This window comes from Amycolatopsis sp. M39 (assembly GCF_001651785.1).
In the GTDB taxonomy this organism is placed as follows: Bacteria; Actinomycetota; Actinomycetes; order Mycobacteriales; family Pseudonocardiaceae; genus Amycolatopsis; species Amycolatopsis rubida.
Genome location: NZ_LWSF01000016.1, coordinates 235,817 through 260,699 on the forward strand (window position 1 = coordinate 235,817; position 24,883 = coordinate 260,699).

Genomic DNA, 24,883 nt, shown 5'->3' on the forward strand with positions numbered 1-24,883 from the left:
AGGTCCGGCGAACCGGGGGACTGGCAGTACCCCCCACCGTCGGGCGCGCGGGGTTACCCTCGAGGTCGTGGATTACCAGAGCGAGATCCGCGACTTCCTGACCTCCCGGCGCGCTCGTCTGAGCCCAGAGGAAGCGGGTGTCCCGGTTTACCGCGGGGTTCGGCGAGTTCCAGGCCTGCGCCGCGAGGAGGTCGCGCACCTGGCGGGGGTGAGTGTCGACTACTACGTTCGCCTCGAGCGCGGCAGGGTCAAGGGAGTGTCGCAGGAGGTGCTGGACGCCGTCGCGCGGGCGCTTCAGTTCGATGACGTCGAGTACGAGCACCTGATGGATTTGGTGCGCAACGCTTCTCCCCGCTCCGGGAGGGTCGCCGCGGCGAAAGTGCCGGTTCGGCAGCCGGTGCGGCCCGGCGTGCAGTCTGTCCTCGACTCGTTGACGGTTCCGGCGTTCGTGCAGAACGGGCGTCATGACATGCTTGCCGCAAATCAGGTCGGACGCGCGTTGTATCCGTTTTCCCCGGACGACGAACGACCGTTCAACCATGCGCGCTTCATGTTCCTGGATCCGCGCGCCGAGCAGTTCTACGTGGACTGGGATCTGGCCGCGGCCAACAACGTGGCGCTGCTCCGCTCTTCCGCGGCGAAGGATCCTGATGACGAAGCTCTGATCAACTTGGTCGGGCTGCTCTCCACGCAGAGCGAGGCGTTCCGTTCCCGGTGGGCTGCGCACGACGTGATCAAGTACCGCTATGGCCCGAAGCGGTACCGCCATCCGCTTGTCGGCGATCTGACTTTCGGCTACGAGTCGTTTCCGCTGCCTGACAGTCCGGGGTTGGTGATGCTGGTGTACACGGTCGAGGCTGCCTCGCCGACGCACGACGCCCTGCAGTTGCTCGCGAGCTGGACGGCGTCCGAAACGCCGGCATCCGCTCCCAGCGACGCCGACGTTCGAGGGCAGTGACGCGGCGATTGTAAACACTCGTGTTGACGGTCGAGCGGCTGGCTTGTAAGCTCCGCGACACGTCTCATTGCGGCCTCGTCCGGCGGTGCGGAATGGTGCATCGCTGACTCAATGTGCTGCGCGGATACTTTTCGCATTCTTTCTCGCCCCCTTCGGGCGCGCTGCCCTGAAAGTGAAGTCAACAGTTGTGTTGACACGTGATCTGGTCCCTGGATACATTTTCGGGGCGCCTCGATGGGCAATGCCGGAAAACCGCGCGGAGCGACGGTTTCCGGTGCGGCCGCAGAGAATGTTCGGCGCGATCTGGGCAAGCGCGACCAGGAGGAGAGCGATGGAGCTCGGGCATACGGTCTCGCGGGATCGTGAGTGATGGCAGGGTACGAACCGCAGGCGAATGCCGTGACGGTCGCGGACGGGGAATCGGCTTCCAGCTGGTCGCGCCGGGCGAGCCGATGGGTGCGTCCGGGGCCTCGTTCCAGCCCTCGTTCGACTTCAAGGCCCAGTATCTCAAGATCTGGGGAAGTAGTCGCCGCGAACGGACGCGCGCGGCGGGCCCCCGTCGCGCGCACACATCCAGCAAGCCGTGCACACATCCACCAAGCAAGGAGCAGCAATGGCGCAGTCGGCAGCGGTCATCGGCCTCGGGGCGATGGGAGCGCCCATCGCCCGCCGGATCCAAGAAGCCGGGCACGAGCTGACAGTGTGCGACAAGCGACAGGAGGCAGTCCGGCCCTTGACCGAATCCGGGGCTAAGGTCGCCGAGGAACCGGCGGGGTGCGGCCACGCCGACATCGTCCTGGTCGTAGTCGCTACTGGCGACCAAGTGCGGGAAACCCTTCTCGGTGCGGGCGGCCTCGTGTCCGGACTCGGCACGCACAAGCCGCTCGTCGTGGTGATGAGCACCGTGGGCCAGGTGATGCTGGTCGCATTGCGCGACCAGCTGAACGAAAAAGGTCTTCGCTTGATCGATGCCCCGATCAGCGGCGGCGCAGTGCGAGCCGCGGAAGGCACGCTCTCCGTGCTGGTCGGGGGCGATGAAGCGGACTTCGAAGCCGTCAAGCCGGTTCTGGACCTACTGGGGCGCAACATTTTCCACTGCGGCCCGGTCGGTTCCGCTCAGCTGGTAAAGATTGCCAACAACGTTCTCGGGAACGTGAACACGCTGGCGTCCGCGGAGGTGTACCGGCTGCTGCTCGAGCACGGGCTGGCACCGTCCGAGGTCGCGCCGATCTTCGAAGCGAGCAGCGGCCGCAATTGGCTGACTGCGGATGCCGGGGAAGTCGCCCGCGCGTATGCGCACCTTGCCGGCGCCCGGCGCGAATTCGACGCGGTGACGCCGATCATGCGCAAGGACATCGGCCTGGGCACGGCATTGGCGCGCGAGTCGAGCGGCTCGTATCCGCTGATCCAAGCGCTGGCGAACGTGATCTCGCACCTGGGCGACGAGACTTACGAGAACTGGCACATCGTCGGCACGAGCCGCGGGAACGACTGAACCTCAGCACTAGTGACGGGAGAGCCAGCAATGACAACGGATTCGCAGACTCTGGCAGCGATGAAGTCCGAGATCGGGTCCAGCCTGCCCGCATCGCACATCGAATACGCTCAGCGGGACGAGGAGCTTTTCACCGCATACCTCGCGTGGCGGAGCTCCGTGCTCGACGGTGGCGTGATCCCGCGGTACCAGAAGCTGCTCATGGTCGTCGCGCTATGCACCGCGCAGAAGAACATCGATCCGCTCCGGTTGTACGCGGAGACCGCGCGATCGCAGGGTGCCTCCGCTCAGGAACTCAAAGAAGCACTCCGGGTCGGAGTTCTGTTCTCCGGCGGCGCGGGGATCGACGCCGCGTCGCACGTCGCGCACCTGCTCGACGAATCGTGGAAGCCGTAACGAGTCCTCCGCCCGGAGACAACGCAGAGGAGCGAACCAGAATGCCGTATGCGCGGAGCGCGGAGCCGTCGGAGCCGTCGAGCGCGGGGAGTTCTGGCCCGCCTGACGACGACGGGCCGATCACGCTGCGCAGCATGGGGAGTTTCTTCTTCGGCGGACGCGTCGCCCGAAACGCGTCGGGAGACACCCGGCACGGAGATCACGGCTACGCGCAGTTCTTCCTCCCGGAGCAGGCTCGCACCCTGCCGCTGATCCTGTGGCACGGGCTCGGGCAGTCCGGCCGGACTTGGGAGTCCACTCCGGACGGACGCGACGGCTTCTGGCAGATCTTCACCCGGCGGGGCTGGCCGCTCTACATCATCGACCAGCCCCGCCGCGGCCGAGCCGGCCGCACGACCGAAGACGCTCCGCCGACGGCAATCCTCCCGGACGAGGGGGAGAGCACCGCGTGGGAAAACCACCGGCTGGGAAGGTGGTGTCCGCCTGGCCCGCGCGAGTACTTCCCCGGTGTCCAGTTTCCCCAGGACGAATGCTCGGTCGAGCAGTTTCTCCGGCAGCAGACTCCCAGCACCGGACCGGAGCCTTATCCAGACGCCGGATACCGGGCGTTCGTTGGTGAAACTGTCGCGCAATTGGTGCGACAAGTCGGCCCGTCGGTGCTCGTCACGCACTCGCACAGCGGCCAGTTCGGCTGGGTCACGGCCACGGAAGAGCCTGGGTTGGTCAAGGCCGTCGTAGGACTGGAGCCGGGAGAGTTCACGTTCCCGAGCGATGCCGTGCCCGACGACATCCCGACCAGTTCAGCGACGCTTCGCGCATACATGGCACCGCAGTTGATCGCACCGGCGGATTTCGCCCGGCTGGCGTCGATGCCGATCCTGCTCGTGTACGGCGACAACATCGCGTCCGAGCCGCACGAGGAGTTCGGAGTCGAGCTGTGGCGGATGGTTCGCGAGCGCGCGAAGCAGTTCGTGGCTGCGGTGAACGCGCGCGGCGGTGACGCGTCGTATCTGGAACTGCCTTCCTTGGGCATCCGCGGGAATACCCACTTTCCCATGTCGGACCTCAACAACCGGGAAGTGGCCGGCGTCATCGAGGACTTCCTGGCGTCGCGCGGGCTGGACGGCCACGACGAGCCCCACCTCGGACCGAGCCATTGACGTGTGGGTCCACGACTTTGCCGGCAGGCAGACTCTTTGCCGCCGGCGAAGCCTTGTTCCGCCGGTCACTCGGTGACCGGCGGAACAAGGCGCGAAGGGCCGATCGAGCCGTTAGACCTCGCTCAACGAAGACTTCCGGCCGTCCTTCAACGCTCGGGTACAGGCAGTCGCGATGAGCGCGTAAAGCGCAAGGAAAGCACCCAATGCGATAGGGCTGAACGCGCCGACGAGCGCGGGGGCGACCAGCGGCGGAATGCTGCCGCCGAGGAGCGCGCCCATGTTGTACGAGATGGCCGAGGCGGTGTAGCGGTATCGGGTCCGGAATTGCTCAGGCAGGAAAGCGCCGAGCGGCGACGAAACGAACCCGGACAGGAAGAGCGTGACGCACAAGCAGATCGCGAAGACGAAGACGCCGCCCAGACTGAGTATCGGGAACAGGGCCAAGGACCAGACGACGCCGGTCGCGTTCGCGCCGACGAGCAGGGTCCGGCGTCCGATGCGGTCGCTCAACAGGCCGCTGGCAAGCGCTCCGAAGAGAACGAACAGACCGCCGATCATCCCGGCCAAGAGCACCGCGGTGCGGCTGAGATGGAGATCAGCGGAAGCGTAGGACGTCAGGTACGTCGCGGAAATGTAGTAGAAAGACCCCATCATCAGCCCGAGGCCGCATCCCACCAGGATCTGCCGGGGCTGGCGCTTGAGCGCCTCGACGAAAGGGGTCCGGAGCACGCCGTCGTCGGCGACTGCGCGCCGGAACACCGGTGTCTCCTCGATCTGAAGACGGATGTAGAGGCCGATCGCGACGAGGAGCGCGCTGGCAATGAAGGGAACTCGCCATCCCCAGGTCCGGAACGCCTCGTCGCTCATGCCCACGCCGGTGAGGAGGAAGGTCGCATTGCCGAGGCTGAACGAGATCGCGGAACCGAGCTGAGGAAACATCGCCCAGCGGCCGCGTTCGTCGACCGGCGCGTGCTCGGCGGCGAAAAGGTTGGCGCCTGCCCATTCGCCTCCCGCGGCGAGACCTTGCGCTACGCGCAGCACGATCAGGGCGATGGGAGCCGCGGCACCGAGGACGGAAGCCGGCGGCAGCACTCCGATCAAGGTTGTCGCGACGCCCATGAGGACGAGCGTGGCGACCAAGGTCTTCTTGCGGCCCAAGCGGTCTCCGAGGTGTCCGAAGAGGACTCCGCCGAGGGGGCGGGCCACGAACGCGACGCCGAAAGTGGCGAAGGACGCGAGGATTCCGGCTGCGCTGCTGAGTCCGGGGAAGAAGACCTTCGGGAATACCAGCGCCGCGGCGACGCCGTAGATCGAGAAGTCGTATTGCTCGATCAGGTTGCCGATCGAACTCGTGAACGCGACGCGCCATTTGTTCTTGGCCGCGGACGCGGCGTGGGCGACGCCGGCTCCGGCAGAGCCGTCCGGCGCGAGCAAGTTCTCCTGACGATCCATGGAATCTCCTTTGATCTCCGAAGGATCCGGCGGGCGTGCACGCTCGCCCAGGCGATGAGGAGTCCGTCCCTGGTGGGCGTGCATCGGGACCGAGGGGCCAGACGGGCCTGCCTCGGCGGCGTGAACCCGGAGAGCGTAGACACGGCCGGGGGCGTGAGTCAACATTCGTGTTGATAACAGGGGCCGCTCCGGCCGGAGATCCCGGGCACGCCGGTCCGCCTCCGCCGAGAGGGGGTCTGCCGGTACCCCGGTGGGCCAGTTCCGTGGCGGGAGCGGCTCTCCCGCGCGGCCGGGTTCGCCGCTTTCCTGGAGGAGGTTTGTTGTGTTGACGGAGCCGGTCGGCAATCGGCCGCGGCCGTCTCGTTCTCGGAAGGACCTCGTGACTTACACCTCGACCCTGTCTTCGGCCGCCGATCCGGCCTCCGACCGGTTTCCCTGGGCGGCGATGCTGGTGCTCGCCGCTGCGGGTTTCCTTGCTCTCACTGTGGAACTGAGTCCCGCCGGACTGCTTACCCGCATCGCGCCCGACCTGCACGCCAGCGTTGCTGCCACCGGCTCGCTGACTGCGTTGTACTCGCTCGGCAATGCGCTCCTCGCGCTCCCGCTGACGTCGTTGACTCTGCGGTTCACGCGGCGGTTCAGTCTCGCGGGCGCGCTCGTGGTGTTCGTCGCGGGCAATCTTCTCGTCGCGGCCTCGACGGGTCTCGGTCCCGCGCTGATCGGCCGGTTCGTCGCGGGCGGTGCACACGGGCTTCTCATGTCGCTTGCACCGGCCGTGGCGGCGGGCATGGCGGGTCCGCGTCGCGAGGCCCGAGCGCTGAGCATGGTCATCGGCGCGAACACGCTCGGGATCGCGCTCGGCGCACCGTTGGCGTCGTTCGTCGGGACGACGCTGGGCTGGCGAACCAGCTTCATCGTCGCGGCGGCGGTCGCCTTGGCCTGCATGGTGCTGCTGATCCTGACGATTCCGCCGGTCCGGGCCCGGAGAGCGGAATCCCTCGGGCTGCTGCGCGTCGCTCGCGAGCCCGGCGTGCTGAGGATCGGTCTCGGCTGGGCGCTGCTCATGCTCGGCTACATGGGAGTCATCACCTACGTCGATTCCTACCTCGAAGAGGTCGGTGCGCCGCCAGCGCTGACCAGCGTGGTGCTGTTCGTGTTCGGCGTCGGCGGCTTCGCCGGGGTGTGGATCGCCGGGTTCGTCGCCGCCCGTTCCCGCCTCGCGGCGCTGATCGGCATGCCGTTGCTCATGGCCGCGTCGTTGGCGGTACTCGCCGCGGGAATAGCGTCGGTTCCGGTAATCCTCGTCCTGGTGTTCGTGTGGGGCGCGGCATTCGCCGGCCTCGTTCTGGCCTGGCAGCAGGCGTTGCTGCTCGCCGGCCATCGTGCGCCGGAAATGGCGATGGGCATCGGCGTCGTCCTGACTCAGGCAGGCATGGCGCTCGGATCGGCGCTTGGCGGCATCGTGGTCGGCAGCCTCGGCGTGTTCGCGACGCCGCTGTTGGGCGCCGGGTTCGCTCTCGTTGCCCTGCTGACGCTGATCCGCGTGCCTGCCTTGTTGCGCCGAGCCGAGGAAGCTCGAGCCGTGCAGTGAGCCGCGCACCGCAGGGCGCGGTGTCAACGCTGGTGTTGACTGAGTGGGGCGGTTCGCCTAACGTTCGCCCCGCTTGGTCGGCGCCGCGCACTCCGCGGCGCGACGTCTCCAGCAGCGAAAGGCATTCCTGTGGCAATCGGATACGTGGGCCTCGGCAACATGGGCGGCCCGCTCGCGGCGCGCCTGGCACCAGGCGGAGACCTCAGAGTCTTCGATCTGAATCCGGACGCGGTCGAGCGGCTGGTGGCGGGCGGGGCGACGGCAGCGTCGGGGCTTGCGCACCTCGCCGCTGACTGCGACGTCGTCTTCCTCTGCCTGCCGACCTCCGCTCAGGTGCGCGCCGCGATCTTCGAAGACGGCGGCCTGGCCGGAGGGCTCAAGCCGGGCAGCATTGTTGTCGACCAAACTTCCGGAGATCCGAGAGAAACCCGGGAGATCGCGGCACGCTTGGCGGAGCTTGAGGTCGATCTCGTCGACGCGCCGGTCAGCGGCGGCCCGCTGCGGGCCGCGGAAGGCACGATTGCGATCATGGTCGGCGCCACCGCGCAGCTGTACGAACGGGTGGCGCCGATCCTCGGCAGGATCAGCCCGAACCTCTTCCATGCCGGCGGACCGGGCAACGGACACCTCGTCAAACTGGTCAACAACCTGGTGTCCGGCATCATCCGCTGGGCGACGCTGGAAGGCGTCGCGCTCGCGGCCAAGCACGGCGTCGAGCCCGGTCGTGCGGTCGAAATCATGTCGGCCGGCGGCGCGCGGAACGATTGGCTGGTCGCCGTCATGGGGCCGCAGGTGGTCCGCGGAGACCTCAGCAACGGCTTCAGTGTCGGACTCGCGCACAAGGACCTGAAGCTGGCCTGCGAACTCGGACAGGAAGCCGGCGTGCCGCTCCTAGTCGGCAACGTGACTCGCGAGATCTACCGGATGTGCATCAACGAGATGGGCTTCGACACCAAGGTCGACTCGACCGCGCTGATGATGGACCGCCTCGCCGGCACTCACGTCGTTCCCGCCGAATACCGGTTCGCGTGAACCGCCGCACGCGCGGGGAGGAAACCGATCGCATCGTGCAGCAGCCCGCGTCCGCGGCGGTGCGTTCGCCGGTTCGCGGGTTTGTCGACGGTCGGCTGATCGACTCCGACCTCGATCGGCTAGAACTCGAGTCGGCCCGGCGCGCGCTCCGGCTGCTGCACGAGCGGATCCCGCCGACGGAGATGGCAGTTCTGCTGGCCCCCGACATCGAACGCTCCGACGCCCAGTGGCGGGAATGGGCTGTCGCATCGGCCGGGACGTGGCAGCCGTGCTTCGTCGACCTCGAAGCCACGGAGATCACGAAGACCGAATTCCTTGCGTGGTGGTCGGATGCGCTCGACGATCTCCACGGGATCATGTATCCGGCCTTTCCTGAGCATTACCTCTTCGACTGGGCGGAGACCGCAGCGGGCGAACGACGCTTGATGGTGGTCGAGGAACTCGGGCACGTGCCGTTCCGGATGTACTGCGAATACGGTCCGGAATGGGCCCCCGCCGCACCGCTTCCCGGCTATGAACCGGTTTCCGTGGGTGTGGGACGCCTCGCGGACGGCACGGACACGGTCCGGTTCATGAGCCAGATCCGGCAGGACTCCGGCCTGCTGCGGCTGCACGCGGGAATGTATGTCGGATCGGCCGTGCCCGCCCGGGTCGTCGAAGCTCATCAGGACCAGCTGTTGGTCGAGTGGACGCGGTGGATCGAAATGGCCGTGGGCCACGCGGCCGCGGCACGCACCGCGTAAGTCGCCCGCGAAAGCAGTGCACAGGGCTGTCGCAACCACGATTTCAACACGAGTGTTGACAACGTCCGGCGGCACGCTTAGCGTCTTGGGCGAAGCGCGTGGGCCAGGTCACAGCCGAAGACCGATTCGCGGACGCTCCGCATTCCTCTGTTGAATCCATTGTGGACATACCTTTCAGGAGAGCACGTGAGCAGCAAGCACGACCGTCGTCGCTCGCCCGGACGTCGCCTCGTCGCGGCGGCCGCGATGCTGGCCACCGCCGCACTGGGCGCGACGGGCTGCGCGGCGCAAGTCTCCGATGCCGCGACCGACCACGGCAAAGCCGAAGGGCAGGCGCTGCAGCTGAAAAACGGAGTGCTGAACTTCGACCCGGCGAAATACTGCGGGCACAAGCCGATGAAGGTCGGGAACCTGACCGGATTCGGCGGGAACACCTGGACCGTCGAGATGCAGGCGGTCATCGCGAAGTTCAAGGCCTACTGCCCGAACATCACCGGAATCGAGACCTACGACGCGCAAGGCGACGCGACCAAGTTCAACGACACGCTCAATGCCTGGGCGGCGCAAGGTTTCAACGTCGCCTACGCCACGAGCGGGGTCTTCGGCACCCAGACCCTGCCTGCCTTCCGGAAGGCACAACAGTTCGGTTTGAAGATCGGCGTGAGCAACGCGCCGCTGGGCGACGCGGTCGTGCCGAAGAGCGTCACGGCGAGCGTGGTCCAGGACTTCGCCGACATGGGGACGCGTTTCGTGAAATTCCTCGACGCCGCAAAGAAAAAAGGCACGTCGAAGATCCTCGTGATCGGCGGCACCGCGGGCAACACGTTCGACCCGCTCGTCGTGTCCGAGATGCAGAAAGCAATCCGGGATACGGGTGCGCACGTCGAATTCCTCCAGCCCTCTCCGGTGGTGGGGAACTGGGACATCGCCGCGTCCGCGCAGGCGGCAGCGTCGGTGATCTCGAAGTACCCCGAGATCGACGGACTCGTGCTGACGAACGCGGCCGTCGCGTCGGGGGTGATCCGCGCCTTCCAGAATGCCGGGCGTCCCGTGCCGACTATCGCCGGAACGGGAATCACCAGCGGCGTCTTGTGCGATCTCCATGCCGCGCGGAAGAAAGACCCGAACATCAACATGATCAGTCTTGATGCGTCGGGAAATGTGCCTGCTCTCGCCCTCGCCAAGGCGATCGCTGCCTACCAGGGAATCCGTGCACCGGAACTCGGGCCCGACGACGCCGAGACCTACGTCAAGCTCGCGACCTATGTGGACACGCTGAATCACCAGATCCCCAAGTGCGACCCCGCATTGCCGGCAGACGCGGATCCGACCATGGCGCTCACCGCGCAGGAGATCGCGGCAGCGGTCAAATAGCTGCGGCCGCACCGGTTCAGGCGATCACTGCCTCGAGTGAGAAAGGTTCCCCCCCCATGAGCGCAGACGAGGTCACAGTCGACCTCGAACGGACGAAGCCACCCGCGGCCACCCCGTCGGACACCGCATTGACGATGAGGGACGTCACGAAGACCTATCCCGGGGTCCGCGCCCTCGACGGCGTGGCGCTGACCGTGCGGCCCGGCGAGATCCACGGCCTGGTCGGAGAGAACGGCGCCGGAAAATCGACCCTGGTGGGTGTCGCGGCCGGCACCGTCGAACCGGACAGCGGCGAGGTGTGGATCGACGGGGCGCGGTTGACCCGAGCGGACCCGGCATCGGCGCGCGAATCCGGCCTCGCCATCGTCCACCAGGAGCCTGCGCTCATGGCAGATCTCACCGTGGCGGAGAACATGGTCCTCGGGCAGGCCCCGCAGCACCGGCCTGGATGGGGGAGCGCCCGGGAGTGGGCGGCCCGGGTGCTTTCGGAATGGACCGGGACCAGATCCATCGACCCGGCGACGCCGGTCCGCGACCTCAGCCCCGACCGCCGGTTCATCGTCGAGCTGAGCAAGGCGTGCGCGCAACGGCCGTCCGTGCTGATTTTGGACGAGCCGACCGAGCACCTGGTCGCCGAGGACGTCGCCACGCTGTTCCGGGTGGTGCGCGGACTGGCGGCGGCGGGGACCGCGGTCGTCTACATCTCCCACCACATCTCCGAAGTCCTGGAAATCTGCGACCGGATCAGCGTCCTGCGCGACGGCGTCATGCAGGGCGTGCTGGAGGCGGACGAGGCCGACTACGGCAGCGTCGTCACCCGGATCGTCGGCAGGGAGCTGGACGCCGAGTTCCCCGCCAAACGAGCTGCGAGCGAGCCTGCTGAGACGCCTGTGCTCACTGTGTCAGGGCTCAACGGAGACGGTTTCGCCGACGTCGGTTTCGACGTGTTTCCGGGCGAGATCGTCGGCCTCGCCGGGGTAGAGGGCAACGGCCAGCGGGAAGTGATCCGGGCGTTGGCCGGGGTCGGGTCCTCCCGCGGCGAGGTGTCCGTCGGCGGTCGGAAGGTGGCGCGGAACCGGACGCCGGCCGCCGCCGGGAGCGGCATCGCGTTCGTGCCGAACGACCGACACCGCGAAGGCATGCTCAAAGGCCTTGGTGTCCGCGAGAACATCGCTGTCGGCGTCCTCGGCCGGCTGTCTCGTCTCGGGATCGTCAGTCGTCGCGACGAACGGGAAACCGTCGGCGAGCGGATCCGGGACCTCCGGGTCGCGACTCCTGGCATGGACACGCCGATCGACAGCCTGTCCGGCGGCAATCAGCAGAAAGCCGTGTTCGGCCGAGCGCTGGAACGGCGGCCGAAGGTCATCCTCGCCGACGAACCGACCCAGGGTGTGGACATCGGCGCTCGCGCCGAGATCTACACCTTGTTGCGCGGCGCGCTGTCCGATGGAGGCGCAGCCGTCGTGGTGTCGTCGAACCAGGCCGAGCTCGAGGGTTTGTGCGATCGGGTTCTGGTGTTCTCGCGTGGCCGCGTCGTCAAGGAACTGCGCGGTGCGGAGGTGACCGAGCACGCGATCGTCGAAGCCGCCCTGACGTCGACCGCGGCGCGCGAAGACCGCACGGCCGAAAAGCGCGGCACGGTCAAGAAACTCCTCGGCAGCGACTTCGCCCCGCCGGTGATCACGCTCGTGCTCACCCTCGCCCTGGCTCTGTACAGCTGGACCCAGAATCCGACGTTCCTATCGAACGTGGCTCTGAGCGGGCTCCTCACCACGTTCGCCGCGTTCGCTTTCGCGAGCTTCGCTCAGCAAGTGGTGATGCTCGTAGGCGCGATCGATCTGTCAGTCGGCCCCCTCATGGGGTTCTTGGGCGTCGTGGCGTCGTTCTACCTGCTGCCCGGGGCGGGCGCGCAACCATTCGTCTCGGGATTCCTCCTCATGATCGGCATCGCGCTGGTCGTCGCGGCACTGAATTTCGTGCCGATGCTGGTGAACATCCCGCCGTTGCTGACCACATTGGTCACTTATACCGCATTGCAAGGCCTGTCCCTGTTGCTGCGCCCGGTGCCGGGCGGGACGTTCGACGAAGGAGTGCTCGACACCGTCGCGACCACAGTCGGGTTTGTTCCGATCGCCGCGGTGGTCGCAATCGTTCTCGCAGTGATGCTCGACGTGGTGGTCCGGCGGACAACGTGGGGAGTCTCCCTTCGCGGCGTCGGCTCATCGCCGTCACATGCGCGCGCGGTAGGCGTCCGGGTCAAAGGGATCCAGCTGAGCGCATACCTGGTGGCGGGCACGCTGGTCTTCCTCGCCGCGCTGATGCTGATGAATCAGGTCGGTGCCGGCAACGCGAACGCCGGCGTCAGCTACACGCTGACCAGCATCACCGCGGTGGTGGTCGGGGGGACCAGCATCAAAGGCGGACGGGGCGCGTTCGCCGGGGCGCTGACCGGTGCGCTCCTCATCGTCGTCGTCAATTCGGCAGTGACTTTCCTCGACCTCGGCACCGCGTGGCAGACCTACCTGGTCGGCATCCTGACCCTGGCCGCGGCGGGCATCTACTCACGACTGCGGAGCAACAATGGCTGAATCGTCGATTCCCGGGGCGAAGCACCTACCGGGAAGCTCGCTCAAATCTCTCGACTTTCTGATGGTGTGGGTGGCGCTGGCCGCGCTCGCGATCGTCAGCGGGATATTCGTGCCCGGAACACTGGCGCCCTCCGGTCTGCTGGCGATGCTGCCGTTCGCCGCGGTGCTGGTGATCGCTTCGATCGGCCAGTGCCTGACCATTCAGAGCGGCGGCATGGACCTCTCGGTGCCGGGCTCCATGACGCTGGCAGCCGCGGTGGTGACCGGTCATGCCGACCGGCAGGACGGCCGCATCGGCAGTGCGGTCCTGCTCGCCCTTGGCGCGGTGGTGCTCGGCGGCCTGCTGAACGGCGTGGCGGTCACGAAGCTGCGGATCCCGCCGATCGTGGCGACTCTCGCCGTCAACGCCTTGATGCTCGGATTTGTGCAGAGCTACACCGGCGGGGTGCTCCAGGCAGTTCCGCCGAACCTGGCAGCGCTCGCGAGCGCCAAGACGTTCGGGCTGCCCAACACGTGGTACGTCGCCGCTGTATTCGTCGTGATCGCCGCGGTCGCGGTGAACAAGACAGTCTGGGGGCGGCGGCTGACCGCCGTCGGCGCCCAGCCGGAATCGGCACGGGCGGCCGGGATCTCGGTGTCTCGCTACGTCATCGGCACCTACACCGCGGCCGGCCTGTGCTTCGGCATCGCGGGGATCCTGCTCGCCGGGTACCTGCAGACTCCGGCGACGACGATCGCCGACCCTTACCTGTTCTCGACGATCACCGCGGTCATCGTCGGAGGGACGGCGTTCGGTGGCGGCCGCAGCAGGATCGTCGGTACGGCGGTCGGCGCGGTGTTCGTCAGCCAGCTCAACGTCTTCCTGACGGCCACCGGGGCGCCGTCGTCGATCACCTACCTCGTCCAAGCCGCCGCCATCGCGATCGCCGTACTGCTCAACAGCGGCGGCTCGCTCGCGGAAGTCCGCGGCTACGCGCGGCGTCTCGTGCGCCCGTCGCACCGGGCGCCGACGGAAGCCTGAGCGGGTACGGCTGGCCGCCCTGCCGAGCTGTGTGTCAACATGAGTGTAGACAGACTGAGTTGTCCAGGGCGGGACGAGCAGCAGAGGACGAGGAACGTGGCGAATCCCAGGGGGTCGAAAGACTCGAGCGGTCTGGACCGTCGGCGGAAGCTGGCGCAGACCAAGGAGAACGCGAACTACGCGGAGAAGCGGGCCCAGATCCTCGCTTCAGCCGCCGAGGCGTTCGCCGAAGTCGGCTACGACGCCACGACCCTGAACGACATCGCGGCGCGCGCCGGGACCGACCGTGCTTCGGTGTACTACTACGCGTCCAGCAAGGAAGAGCTTTTCCAGCAGGTGTGCTCGGGCATGCTCGCGTCCAACCTGGCAGCCGCGGAGGAGATCGCCGCGCGTGAGCTGAGCGCGGCGGAGAAGCTCGAGCTGATCATGGTGCATCACCTGCAGACGCACGAAAAGGGCTATCCGCAGTGGACGGTGCTGGTGCGGGAACTGCGCCGGGTGACCGATGCGCGGACCGAATGGTCGAGGGACGAGGTCGAGCGGATGCGCCGCTACGAGGCTGTCGTCCGCTCCATTCTCCAGGACGGCATGGACGACGGCAGCCTGCGCTCCGACGTCGATCCGGAGGTGGCGATGCACGCCATCTTCGGCATGCTGAACTGGACGCACCGATGGTTCCGCCCGGACGGGCATTACGATGCGGCGACGGTCGCGAAGGAGTTCGCGGTGATCACGCTGTCGGGGCTCACTCAGAGGTAGCGTGGCCGCGAATTCTCATGCGACTGCCTGGTTCGGCAGGAATTCCGTGGCCTGTGGCGAGGTTGGCACAAGCGAGTACAACCCGTTCACGAACCACGAAGGACGCCTAACGTGGCAGACGAGCTTTCGGACGAAGTCAAGAAGTACATCGACGAGTCTCGCGTCTTCGCGACGCTTGCGACAGTGTTGCCCGACGGTCAGCCGCACCTGACGGTGGTGTGGATCAAGCGCGACGGTGGAGATCTGCTGCTGTCCACCACGGTGGACCGGGTGCAGGGGCGGAACATCGCTCGCGACCCGCGGGTGACCGTGATGATCAATCCGCCCGAGAACCCGTATGCGTACGTCGCGATCCGCGGGACTGCGACCATCACTCCCGGTCCGGACCGCGAGCTGCCGGACGAGCTGTCCCGGAAGTACACGGGCCAGGATTACGCCACGTTCAACCCGGCATCGAAGAACGACGGCGAACGCGTCGTCGTCCGCATTGCTCCGGGCAAGATCACGGGGCGGTGGCAAGCGGTGCACTGAGCGCCGCCGGGTGTCCGGCCGGCAGAGCGGGGGGTGGGCTTCACCAGAAGCCCACCCCCTGCTCTGCTTTTGCCGGTCAGAACCAGCGGTGCCCAACGGTTTCCTTGCCGAGTTCGGTCGCCATGGACCTGATCTGGCGGATCATCAGCCCGATGTCGGAGCCGAGCGATACCATCCCGAAGCCTTGCTTCACGCGGTTCTGGGCGTCCGGAGTGTCCCGCGCGACGATGCCGGTGCGGATGCCGCGGTCTCGGGCTCGGCGGAGGATGTCAAGGTTCAGGTCGGCTACGCCAGGGCCTTCCCATTCGCCGACGGCGCCGCGGCTGGCGGACATGTCGCCGGGGCCGAGGAAGACGGCTTCGATCTTCTCGGCGGCGAGAATCTCGTCGAGGTTGTCGTAGGCGCGCTGGGTCTCGATCATCGGGACGAACAACAGTTCGTCGTTGGCGTTGGCCACGTACGACTGCAGGTCGAGGCCCCATTTAACGCTGCGCTCGCCGCCGATCCCGCGCCGCCCGATCGGCGGGTAATAGAAGTGCTGGTAGGCCGCTCGTACTTCGTCCGCAGTGTCGACCAGGGGAAGAATGACCCCGTGGGCGCCGACGTCCAGCGCGCGCTTGATCGGTTCGAGGTCTTGGGACGGGGGACGGACGAGCACGGTCAGGTCGGTGCCGCGCGCCGCGGCCAGGTGGCCCTGGATGTCGCGGAAGTCGAGGTAGCCGTGCTCCATGTCGATGCAGATCCAGTCGATGCCGAGCAGTCCGGCGACTTCGGTCACGGCCGCGGCTTCGGAGGTCACCCACAGCCCGAAGGCGGTCTCGTCGGCGGCGAATTTGCTGCGCAGTTTCTCGTTCACTGTTGTCCTCGTGGTGGCCGCGGACCGCCGCGGCCGGGTTGTCGGGGAAGGGCGTGGCCCGCTGCTACGGGGTCTGCCCGTAGCTGAACGCGGTGAGCGGCTCGGTCGGAGCCACTGGGAGTTCGCGGATGGGCGAGAATCCGGTGGGGTACATGATCGTGTTGTCCCACCGGATGATCATGGGGCGGACCACCTTGATGCAGGCCTGCCAGTCGGGATCCGCGGCGAGCTCGGCGCGGCGCCGCCTGCGGTCTTCGAGATCGCGGAACGCCCAGAAGTGCCGCACTTGGTTCTGCGTGCCGAACTCAGTGGTGAAGTAGCCCAAGAACCCTTCGAGGATGCGCTTCTGCGCGGGCAGGCCGAGGGATTCGTAGTTGTCGAGGAACTCGGGGAGGGGGATTCCGGGGTCGATGTCGTACGTGCGCTGCTCGACGAGCATGGTTCTCCGATCGTGTTCCGCGGCTTGGGTCAGCCGAGGTCGGGGACGTCATGGACGGTTCGGGTAAAGACCGGTGCGCGCTTTTCGAGGAATGCGGCGACGCCTTCTTTGCCGTCGCCGATCGACGCGTGCCACATGGCGAGGCTGTCGCGACGGTGGGCGTCGAGCGGGTGCGCGGATCCGGCTCCGGCGAAGAGGAGCCGGCGGGCCATAGCGATGGCAGCCGGAGAACGTTCCCGCACAAAGGAAAGCGCCAGTGCGTGCGCGGCCGGGAGCAGCTCGTCCGGTTCGTGGATCGACCGGACCAGCCCGGCATCGAGGCTTTCTTGGGCGGTCAGGATGTCAGCGGCGTAGACGAGCTCGAGCGCTTTCGAGAGGCCGACGATGCGGGGCAGGAAGAACGAGGACGCAGCCTCGGGAACGATGCCCAGCTTGCCGAACACGAAACCGATCCGTGCGCGCGCCGACGCCATGCGGATGTCCATGGCCAGGGTCATGGTCGCCCCGATGCCGACGGCGGCTCCGTTGATCGCAGCGATGACCGGCTTGTCGCAGGCGTGGATAGCGAGGGCGACTTTTCCGCCGGTGTCGCGAACGCCGTCCTGGAAGGGCGGCTCTGTCAGGTGGTCGCGCAAGTCGTCCGCGGTCGGCGCCGCAGTTTCATCCAATCCGAACACATTCCCTTCGGCGGACAGGTCCATGCCGGCGCAGAACGCTTTCCCGGCACCGGTGACGACGACCGCGCGAACGTCGTCGGCGGTGCGCACCCGGCGGAAGGCTTGCTCCAGTTCGGCCGCCATGGTGACAGAGAAGGCGTTGAGCTGGTGCGGGCGAGACAGTGTGAGGGTCAGGATCCCGTGTTCGTCGACGTTCCAGTCCAGAGTGCTGAAATCCATCGATCGGCCTCAGTTGTTCGGTGCGGCGACGGGCGGTAGGCCGGCGTCGGCGCGATTGGCGTTGATGGTGCGCAAGAGTCCTTCTTCCAGCCGGATCCTTGGCGCGTAGCCGATTTCCGCGGCAGCACGGCTTCCGTCGTGCCGGACGGCCCAGGTCATGGACGAGCCGGGCGGGAGCGGAGCGTCGTTTTCGTCGAGTCGGACCGGTGCTGCCGGGAAGACACGGCGGACGAAGTCGTAGGCGTCCTTGATCGGGCGGTATTCGCCGAGTGTGAGGTAGTCGCGCGAGCCGGGTTCGGTGTGTGCCAAGGCTTTCAGACAGGCGTCCGCGACGTCTTCGATGTAGACGAAGTCCATGGAGCGCGCGCCGAACGGCACGACGACCTCGACGTCATTGCCGATCGCGGGGTCGTAGAGCAGAGAGGAGAGCCATGAGGTGCCGCTGCCGCGGGAAGCCTTGATGTGCTCCCCGTATCCGTAGATGCGGCTCAGGCGTAGGCCGGTGATGCTCAGGCCGTGGTTGCGCGCGTACTGGCGGGCAAGGTACTCGTTGAACACCTTGGTCGCGCCGTAGAGGTAAGGCGGGTCGTAGACCGATTCGTCGCTGATTGTCTGGCCGGCGTAGGCAGGACCGTGCCCGAACACATCCATGCTGCTGGCCCACACGACTTTCTTGAGCTTGAGCCGTGCCGCCGCTTCGAAGACGTTCGCGGTGCCTACTGCGTTGACCTGGATCGCGAGCGGCGGATTGGCTTCGACCGCGGCGGACAGCATCGAGGCCATGTGCACCGCCTTGGTGACGCCGTGGGTGCGCATCGTGTCGCTCAGCGCGTCCAGGTCCCTGATGTCGCCGACGACGATTTCGGTGCGGTCGGCGTAGTCGTCGCCGATAATACGCTTGAGGACATGCAGGTCAGGCGTCGGCGCGTCCGGTCCGCCGGGGCCGCCGAACAGTCCGAAGAGGACGACTTTCTCGCCCGCGGCGAGCAGGTCGCGGACGACGTAGCTGCCGGCGTGCCCGATGCCGGTCACCATGACTGCCATGTGCGGTGGCTCCTTCAGATCACCGCCCGGGAGGGCGGGGTGGGGTTTCAGCGAGCCAGCAAGGCCGGCAGGCTCGTTCCGAGCAGATCCTCCGCCTCGGCGACGATGGTGTCGACGACCTCGCGGCACGGGCGGATGTCGTGCACGAGCGCCTGCGACTGGCCGGCCCACCAGAGCCCGTCGTCCATCAGTCCCTTCCCGAGCACCGACTCCCGTCCGCGAGCGCCGGACGCGAGGTCGGCGATGTCGTCGAAGGTCGAGCCCGGTTGCCGCTCGATCTCGCGGATCTCGTCGGAGACGGCGTTGCGGGCGACCCGGGCGGTGTTGCGGAACTTTCGGAATACCAGGGCGGTGTCGCGTTCGGTGTTCGCGACGATTTGCTGCTTGACGTTGTCGTGCACCTGGGCTTCGTCCGTGGCGACGAAGCGGGTGCCCATGTTTACCGCGCTGGCGCCGAGGGCGAGGGCGGCTACGAGACCGGCTCCGGTCGCGAACCCGCCGGAGGCGATGGTCGGCAGGCCGACCTGAGCCGAAACCGCGGGCACGAGCACCATGCTGGGGATGTCGTCCTCGCCAGGGTGCCCGGCGCATTCGAACCCGTCGACGGAGATCGCGTCGACGCCGAGGCGCTGCGCGGACAGCGAATGCCGGACTGCGACGGCCTTGTGCACGACCTTGATGCCCGCGTCCTTGAACGCGCGGACGTGCTCGGCCGGGTTGGCGCCGGCGGTTTCCACGATGGGGATCCGGTTGTCGATGATCACTTGCCGGTATTCGGCATACGGCACCGGGTTCACCGTGGGCAGGATCGTCAGGTTCACGCCGAACGGCCGGGCGGTGCGAGTTCGCGTGCGCCGGATTTCCTCGTCCAGAGCCGCGGGAGTCGGCTGAGTCAGCGCGGACAGGAAGCCCAAAGCCCCTGCCTCGGCGACGGCCGCGATCAGTTCCGCGGTGCCGACTCCGGTCATCCCGCCGCAGACGATCGGGTGCTCGATCCCGAACTCCTCGGTGAATCGAGTGCGCAGCATGTGGTGTCGCCTTCCGTCGGAACGCACGCGCGCCGGGTGCTCGGCCGGCCCGCCGGACGTACAGTGGTCGCCAGGGCATCAACGTCACTGTTGACTCGCGGTACACCCTGCTCCGTCGGACGCCTTCTGTCAACACGCGTGTTGACTCCGTGGGTGCGGGCGTTCTACCTTGGGAGCCGGGTCCAGTGCGTGGCCCTCCTGTCATCCGCCGGCGAACGGCAGCTCTCCGCTTTCTCGTCCGAGAGGCGTGTCCGGACGCGTTCACCGGCCGTATCCGAGGGGATTTCAACCTGATGTCCAGCGACAATCCCGGGACCGACTCCGGCGGGACCCGTGCGTGGGGAGAGCCCGTCGTGCCGTTCAGCCTGGCGGGGGAGCCGGCAGGCATGCCCGTGCCGTCCGGGATCCCCTCGCCCGCGTTGACGCCGGAAGCGGTCGACGCGGCAGTCGCCAACGCCAATGTGCCGACGTTGATCGCGACGCTGGTCCAGCTCACCGGAACTCGCGAGTGGCTGGCCGAGCGCTACCGGCCGGAGCGGGCGCGGGGACTCACCGAGAGCGACGGCGGCGGATTGCCGGAGAACATCCAGCAGGAGGTGCGGACGGCCGCGGCGGTTGCGATCCGGGAATGGCTCAACGGCAAGCCGGTCGCCCTTCCGCGGCTTGCGCCGGACGAAGCACTGGAGATCCTGCGCTTCACCGTCGGCGAGGAGGTACCGGGGGAGTACGCCGACTACATCCAGTCGGAGATCTCGGCGATGGCTCCGGCCGACGACCTCGACGTGGGACCTCGCAAGACATTGAGCGGGCTCTCGGTCGGGATCATCGGCGCAGGAGTGTCGGGCATCGCGTCAGCGATTGCGCTGATGCGCCGCGGCGCGGACGTCGTCCTTTTCGAACGCTCCGACGACGTCGGCGGCACCTGGCACGCCAACCGCTATCCGGGATGCGGTGTGGACACAGCGAGCCACCTGTACCAGTTTTCCTATGAGCCGGGGGACTGGTCGTTCTACTACGCGCCGCAGACGCACCTGAAGCAATACCTGCGCCAGGTCGCCGAAATGCACGAGGTGACGAGCCGGGTCCACTTCGGCTCCGAAGTCGTGGCTGCCGAGTACGACGACGTGCGATCGAACTGGACCTTGCGGGTTCGCAGGAGCGACTCCGGGAACCGCGAGCACACAGTCGACGTGCTCATCAGCGCAGTGGGCGCCTTCGGCACGAAGTCAGTTCCGCCGATCGCGGGTCTCGACAAGTTCGCCGGGCCCACCTATCACACCGCGGACTGGCCCGCCGACGCCGATCTCGAAGGCAAGCGCGTCGCGGTGGTGGGGACCGGAGCCAGTGCGATGCAGCTCGTGCCGGCCGTCGCGGACTCGGTCGCATCGATGACGATCTTCCAGCGCAGCCCGCAGTGGGCGGCGCCGTTCGAGGCGTTCCATCAGCCGATCAACGAGGGTTTGCGGAGCCTGTTGCGCACGGTGCCGGTGTTCCGGGCGTGGTACCGGGCAAGGCTGGGCTGGATCATGAACGACAAGATCCACGCTTCGCTGCAGGTCGACCCGGACTGGCAGGACGAAGGCCGGTCGATCAACGCGGTCAACGCCGGGCACCGGCGCTTCTTCTCCCGGTACATGGAGAACGAGCTGGGCGGCGACGCCGATCTGCTGGCCAAGACGTTGCCGGCGTATCCGCCGTTCGGCAAGCGGATGCTGCTGGACAACGGCTGGTTCCGGACGTTGACGCGAGAGAACGTCGAGCTCGTGGTCGACCCGATCGCGCGGGTGGTGCCCGACGGCGTCGTCACCGCTGGTGGCAAGCACATCGAGGTCGACGTCCTGATCCTCGCTACGGGATTCGACGTCGTGCATTACCTGTCCACAGTGGACGTCCGAGGGGTGGGCGGGGCATCGTTGAATTCGGTGTGGGACGGCGACGACTGCCGCGCGTATCTGGGCATGACGGTCCCCGGCTTTCCCGGCCTGTTCTGCCTGTACGGGCCGAACGCGGCGCCCGGGCACGGCGGGAGCTACATCAACACCGTCGAGTGCCAGCTCGACTACATCGCGGATCTGCTGGAGAAGATGCGTTCCGCGGGCGGGGTGGCGGTCGACGTGAAGCCGGAGGCCTACGCGGAGTACACCGAGCGGGTCGACGAGGCGCACCGCCGGATGGTGTGGTCGCAGCCGGGCGTGACGACCTACTATCGCAACGCGCGCGGCCGCGTCGTCTATGCGAACCCGTGGCGGATCGTCGACTACTGGCATATGACGAGGACGGCTGACCTCGAGAACTACGAGATCCGGAAGCGGAGTGTCGGCGAGTGATGGCGGTGCGGGAAACGCAGACCCTGATGGACATGTTCGAGCAGGCGGGGGCTCTGGGCAACGCGCCGTTCATGTCCTATGTGGACCAGCTCGACAAGGCTCCGGCCGAGACGATGGCCTATGGGGAGTTCGCGGCTCGGGCACAGCGCGTGGCGGCGAATCTGTACCGCCGCGGCGTACGCCGCGGCGACCGGGTCGCCCTGGTAGCGCTGCCGAAGACCGACTACGTCACCACGCTGGCCGGCTCGATCCTTCTGGGTGCGATTCCGGCTCCGATCAACCACCACTTCAAGGCGCGGGAACTGCGCGCGACGCTGGCCGTGCTCGAACCCGCGGCGGTCGCGGTCGACGACGCGACCTGCACGACGGTCCGCGGGGCGATCGAATCATTCGGCGACGCTCCGCGGCTCGCTGGCATCTCCGGCTGCACCACTGCTGATGTCATGCTGGACGACCCGGCCACCGACTACCCGCGACCGGCGGTCACCGCCGACGACCCGGCGCTGATCCTGCACAGTTCCGGCACGACTGGCTTGCCCAAGCTGGTCCTGCGCTCACACGGTTCGATCGGCGGGTTCCTCGACCTGTTCGCCGGCTATTTCGGCGAGGACGAGCACTTGCTCAACTTCCTCCCGCTTTACCACCAGGCGGGGCTGCTGCTGAATGTCCTCACCGCGTGCCGGCTGGGCACGGACGTCGTGCAGACGTCGCGATACTCGACCTCGTCGTTCTGGACGCTGGTGGACCGCTACCGGGCGACTCACGTGAATCTCGTGTCGCCCATGGCGAGCTTCATCCTCTCCCGTCCACCCGCCGACGACGACCGCGAGCACTCGCTGCGGTGGATGGTGATCGCCGGCCGCAACGACCACTGGGCCGACTTCCAGGACCGTTTCGGAGTCACCGGGATGACGTTCTACGGTTCCACCGAGACTCTCCAGATCACCTCGACCGGCACGCCGAAAAACGGCCCTGTTCCCCGGGAGATCCTCGAATCTGTCGGAGCCGGCACCTATACGGGACCGGTCATCGGCGACCTGACGGAGTTCCGCGTCATCGGTCAGAACGGCGCCCGGATCGACGCTCCTGGTGTGCCCGGGCGGATCGAAGCTCGTGGCCAGTACTGCTTCTCGGAGTACTTCAACCAGCCGCAGCAGACGAAAACCGCGTTCACCTCCGACGGATGGTTCGTGACCGGCGATCTCGGCTACACCACGCCGGACGGGGCGCTGGTGCTGCTGGGCCGCGAAAGCGGCATGATCCGCCGGTCCGGGGAGAACATCGCGCCTCGAGAGATCGAACTGGTGCTGGAGGACCATCCCGAGATCAAGGAAGCTCTCGTGGTCGGCGTGCCCGACGAAGCACGCGGGCAGGAGGTCTTCGCGCAGGTGGTCCTCGAACCGGGCTCTCGCCTGGCCGCTGACGACGTGTTCGCCTACCTCGACGAGAATGTGAGCAGTTTCAAGGTGCCGCGATACCTGGAGTTCCGGGACGAGTTCGAGCGCACGGCCACGTTGAAAATCAAGCTCGACCAGACAGCGACCGTGGACCGGTCCGCCGTGCACGACCGGTTCAAGTCGTGAGCGGGGTCGCCGAGGTCCTCATCGACGATCCTCGTACGCGCAACGCGCTCGGGACCGCAGTGCTGCACGGGATCGCCGCATCAGTTGAGGAACTGTCGACTCAGGACGAGACACGGGTCATCGTGCTGGCCGGAGCGGGCGGAACGTTCTCCTCCGGCGGCAACCTCAAGGAAGACGCGCCAGTCGAAGACGTCATCGCCGCCACCATGCGTGTCTACGCTGCGATCGCCCAGTCGCCCAAGCCCGTCCTCGCGCGGGTCGAGGGCAACTGTCTCGGCCTCGCAGTCGGGATCATGGCTGCGTGCGACCTCGCGATCGCGGCTCGGGAAACGAGGTTCGCGCTCCCCGAGCCGCATATGGGCCAGGCGCCCACGATGGCGGCCGCCATCATTGTGCCGAGGCTCCGCCCAGCGGACGCGAACCAGCTCTTGCTCACCGGTGCTGCCTTCGGCGGAGACCACGCTTACCGCATCGGACTGGTCAACGCGAGTGTCCCGGCCGTCGAACTGGCGAATGAGCAACAGCAGTGGATCGAGTGTCTGGTCGACGGCGGTCCGGTCGCATTGGCGGCCTGCAAGGAACTCGTACGGACCATGGCGACTGCCGAACGCTCCGACGCTCTTCAGAAAGCGGCGGCGCTCACGGTCGAGCTCGCAGACAGTTCCGAGGCCCGCGAAGGAGCATTGGCTTTCCGTGAACGCCGCTTGCCGGCATGGCAGGAAACCCTTCGAGACAAGGAAATCCCGTGACTGAGTTCGACACCATCACGGTCGAGCACGCCGACCACATCAGCTGGATCGTCCTGGACCGGCCGCAGGCGGCGAACTCGCTTTCGCACGCGCTGCTCCAAGATCTCAGCGCGGCACTGCGGGCGCTGCGCACCGAGGGAGCCAAGGTGCTGGGCATTCGCGGTGCGGGCAAGGGTTTCAGCTCCGGCTACGACCTGCGGGACGTCGCGTATGCAGACGCATCCGGCAACCACCCGGTAAAAGACCGGGAGCGGCTGCAGGGGTACATGGATCATTACCTGGAGATCTGGGACCACCCGAAGCCGATCATCGCCGCGGTGCACGGCTACTGCATCGGCGGAGCGACCCAGCTGTGCACATTCGCCGACCTCACCATCGTGGCGGAGGACGCCAGCGTGGGGGAGTCGGTGGTGCCGATCGGCGGCGGATTCGTCGCCCCGACCTGGGCGCCGCTTGTCGGTGCTCGGCGCGCGAAGGAGATGACGTTTCTTCCCGGCCACCGCATCGACGGCCGGACCGCGGCCGAGTGGGGCTGGGCCAATTACGCGGTACCGGCGGGCGAGGTCGTCCGCACCGCGGAGTCCTACGCCGAGCGGATCGGCCGAATGCCAGCGGACGCGTTGCGAATCAAGAAGCTGGCCGCGAACCGAGCCGCCGAGTCCGGCAATCCGCGGGAGATCGCTGCCTTCGTAGCCGAGCTCAACGCGATGGTCCACGCGACGCCGGGCATCACGGCTCTGCGCTCCTGGCTGGCGGACGTCGGACTCAAGGCGGCTGCGCACGCGTACGCCACGGGCGAAGGACTACCCGAGGGCCTCTAGCTTGAATCAACACGTGTGTTGACACTGTGTGCGGCACCTT

General features: G+C 67.2%; 22 protein-coding genes. 16 read left to right on the top strand and 6 right to left on the bottom strand.

Annotation, left to right across the window (positions count from 1 at the left end):
• Positions 1-67: 67 nt before the first annotated feature.
• The 4 genes from A4R44_RS29010 to A4R44_RS29025 all read left to right on the top strand — a co-directional run bounded on the left by A4R44_RS29010 (position 68) and on the right by A4R44_RS29025 (position 4,009).
• Positions 68-958, top strand: a complete 891-nt coding sequence (locus tag A4R44_RS29010) for a helix-turn-helix domain-containing protein (RefSeq protein ID WP_067587623.1) — start codon at positions 68-70, stop codon at positions 956-958.
• 613 nt (positions 959-1,571) lie between these two features.
• Positions 1,572-2,453 carry an NAD(P)-dependent oxidoreductase gene (locus A4R44_RS29015; protein ID WP_067587626.1) on the top strand — a complete coding sequence of 294 codons (882 nt, stop codon included), beginning with the start codon at positions 1,572-1,574 and terminating at the stop codon, positions 2,451-2,453.
• A 60-nt stretch (positions 2,454-2,513) separates the two neighbouring features.
• Entirely contained in the window at positions 2,514-2,849 is a 336-nt protein-coding gene (locus A4R44_RS29020) for a carboxymuconolactone decarboxylase family protein (protein ID WP_067587627.1), read from the top strand.
• Positions 2,850-2,890: 41 nt separating this feature from the next.
• Positions 2,891-4,009, top strand: coding sequence for an alpha/beta fold hydrolase (locus A4R44_RS29025; RefSeq protein WP_067587629.1), 1,119 nt, complete (start codon positions 2,891-2,893; stop codon positions 4,007-4,009).
• Positions 4,010-4,120: 111 nt separating this feature from the next.
• Here A4R44_RS29025 and A4R44_RS29030 read toward each other — a convergent pair whose 3' ends face one another.
• Positions 4,121-5,461, bottom strand: coding sequence for an MFS transporter (locus A4R44_RS29030; protein ID WP_067587631.1), 1,341 nt, complete (start codon positions 5,459-5,461; stop codon positions 4,121-4,123).
• Positions 5,462-5,840: 379 nt separating this feature from the next.
• Between A4R44_RS29030 and A4R44_RS29035 the strand changes: the two genes are divergently transcribed.
• The 8 genes from A4R44_RS29035 to A4R44_RS29070 all read left to right on the top strand — a co-directional run bounded on the left by A4R44_RS29035 (position 5,841) and on the right by A4R44_RS29070 (position 15,100).
• Positions 5,841-7,052 (top strand): MFS transporter, encoded by a 1,212-nt coding sequence (locus A4R44_RS29035; protein ID WP_157905023.1) that lies wholly within the window; start codon positions 5,841-5,843, stop codon positions 7,050-7,052.
• Positions 7,053-7,181: 129 nt separating this feature from the next.
• Positions 7,182-8,084, top strand: coding sequence for an NAD(P)-dependent oxidoreductase (locus A4R44_RS29040; RefSeq protein WP_067587636.1), 903 nt, complete (start codon positions 7,182-7,184; stop codon positions 8,082-8,084).
• On the top strand, positions 8,081-8,827 hold the full coding sequence (locus A4R44_RS29045) for a hypothetical protein (RefSeq protein ID WP_067587642.1): 747 nt from the start codon (positions 8,081-8,083) through the stop codon (positions 8,825-8,827). The genes A4R44_RS29040 and A4R44_RS29045 overlap by 4 nt, the downstream gene beginning before the upstream one ends.
• A 186-nt stretch (positions 8,828-9,013) precedes the next feature.
• On the top strand, positions 9,014-10,201 hold the full coding sequence (locus A4R44_RS29050; RefSeq protein WP_067587645.1) for a substrate-binding domain-containing protein: 1,188 nt from the start codon (positions 9,014-9,016) through the stop codon (positions 10,199-10,201).
• Positions 10,202-10,257: 56 nt separating this feature from the next.
• A complete protein-coding gene (locus A4R44_RS29055; RefSeq protein WP_198545471.1) occupies positions 10,258-12,789 on the top strand; it encodes an ATP-binding cassette domain-containing protein in 2,532 nt (843 codons plus the stop codon).
• The gene (locus tag A4R44_RS29060) at positions 12,782-13,810 is read left to right on the top strand and encodes an ABC transporter permease (RefSeq protein WP_067587647.1); all 1,029 of its coding nucleotides are present in this window, start codon (positions 12,782-12,784) and stop codon (positions 13,808-13,810) included. Before A4R44_RS29055 ends, A4R44_RS29060 begins: the two co-directional genes overlap by 8 nt.
• Positions 13,811-13,906: 96 nt before the next feature.
• The gene (locus tag A4R44_RS29065) at positions 13,907-14,569 is read left to right on the top strand and encodes a TetR/AcrR family transcriptional regulator (protein ID WP_067587650.1); all 663 of its coding nucleotides are present in this window, start codon (positions 13,907-13,909) and stop codon (positions 14,567-14,569) included.
• A gap of 111 nt (positions 14,570-14,680) precedes the next feature.
• Positions 14,681-15,100, top strand: coding sequence for a PPOX class F420-dependent oxidoreductase (locus tag A4R44_RS29070; RefSeq protein ID WP_067587653.1), 420 nt, complete (start codon positions 14,681-14,683; stop codon positions 15,098-15,100).
• A 76-nt stretch (positions 15,101-15,176) separates the two neighbouring features.
• Here the strand turns inward: A4R44_RS29070 and A4R44_RS29075 are convergent, their stop codons facing one another.
• The 5 genes from A4R44_RS29075 to A4R44_RS29095 all read right to left on the bottom strand — a co-directional run bounded on the left by A4R44_RS29075 (position 15,177) and on the right by A4R44_RS29095 (position 19,363).
• A complete protein-coding gene (locus tag A4R44_RS29075; RefSeq protein WP_067587656.1) occupies positions 15,177-15,956 on the bottom strand; it encodes an HpcH/HpaI aldolase/citrate lyase family protein in 780 nt (259 codons plus the stop codon).
• Between the two features lie 64 nt (positions 15,957-16,020).
• Entirely contained in the window at positions 16,021-16,395 is a 375-nt protein-coding gene (locus A4R44_RS29080) for an NIPSNAP family protein (protein ID WP_067587659.1), read from the bottom strand.
• A gap of 29 nt (positions 16,396-16,424) precedes the next feature.
• Complete coding sequence (locus A4R44_RS29085) at positions 16,425-17,291, bottom strand: crotonase/enoyl-CoA hydratase family protein (RefSeq protein ID WP_067587662.1); 867 nt, start codon at positions 17,289-17,291, stop codon at positions 16,425-16,427.
• 9 nt (positions 17,292-17,300) lie between these two features.
• A complete protein-coding gene (locus A4R44_RS29090) occupies positions 17,301-18,335 on the bottom strand; it encodes an NAD(P)-dependent oxidoreductase (protein ID WP_067587665.1) in 1,035 nt (344 codons plus the stop codon).
• Positions 18,336-18,382: 47 nt separating this feature from the next.
• Positions 18,383-19,363 carry a nitronate monooxygenase family protein gene (locus A4R44_RS29095; protein WP_067587667.1) on the bottom strand — a complete coding sequence of 327 codons (981 nt, stop codon included), beginning with the start codon at positions 19,361-19,363 and terminating at the stop codon, positions 18,383-18,385.
• A gap of 293 nt (positions 19,364-19,656) precedes the next feature.
• Between A4R44_RS29095 and A4R44_RS29100 the strand changes: the two genes are divergently transcribed.
• From A4R44_RS29100 to A4R44_RS29115, 4 genes are read left to right on the top strand one after another with little or no spacing between them, the layout of a single operon-like run.
• Positions 19,657-21,690 carry an NAD(P)/FAD-dependent oxidoreductase gene (locus A4R44_RS29100; protein ID WP_198545472.1) on the top strand — a complete coding sequence of 678 codons (2,034 nt, stop codon included), beginning with the start codon at positions 19,657-19,659 and terminating at the stop codon, positions 21,688-21,690.
• The gene (locus tag A4R44_RS29105; protein WP_067587669.1) at positions 21,690-23,273 is read left to right on the top strand and encodes a class I adenylate-forming enzyme family protein; all 1,584 of its coding nucleotides are present in this window, start codon (positions 21,690-21,692) and stop codon (positions 23,271-23,273) included. Before A4R44_RS29100 ends, A4R44_RS29105 begins: the two co-directional genes overlap by 1 nt.
• Positions 23,270-24,022 carry an enoyl-CoA hydratase/isomerase family protein gene (locus tag A4R44_RS29110; protein WP_067587671.1) on the top strand — a complete coding sequence of 251 codons (753 nt, stop codon included), beginning with the start codon at positions 23,270-23,272 and terminating at the stop codon, positions 24,020-24,022. Before A4R44_RS29105 ends, A4R44_RS29110 begins: the two co-directional genes overlap by 4 nt.
• Complete coding sequence (locus tag A4R44_RS29115; protein WP_198545473.1) at positions 24,019-24,843, top strand: enoyl-CoA hydratase/isomerase family protein; 825 nt, start codon at positions 24,019-24,021, stop codon at positions 24,841-24,843. Before A4R44_RS29110 ends, A4R44_RS29115 begins: the two co-directional genes overlap by 4 nt.
• The last annotated feature ends 40 nt before the right edge of the window (positions 24,844-24,883 follow it).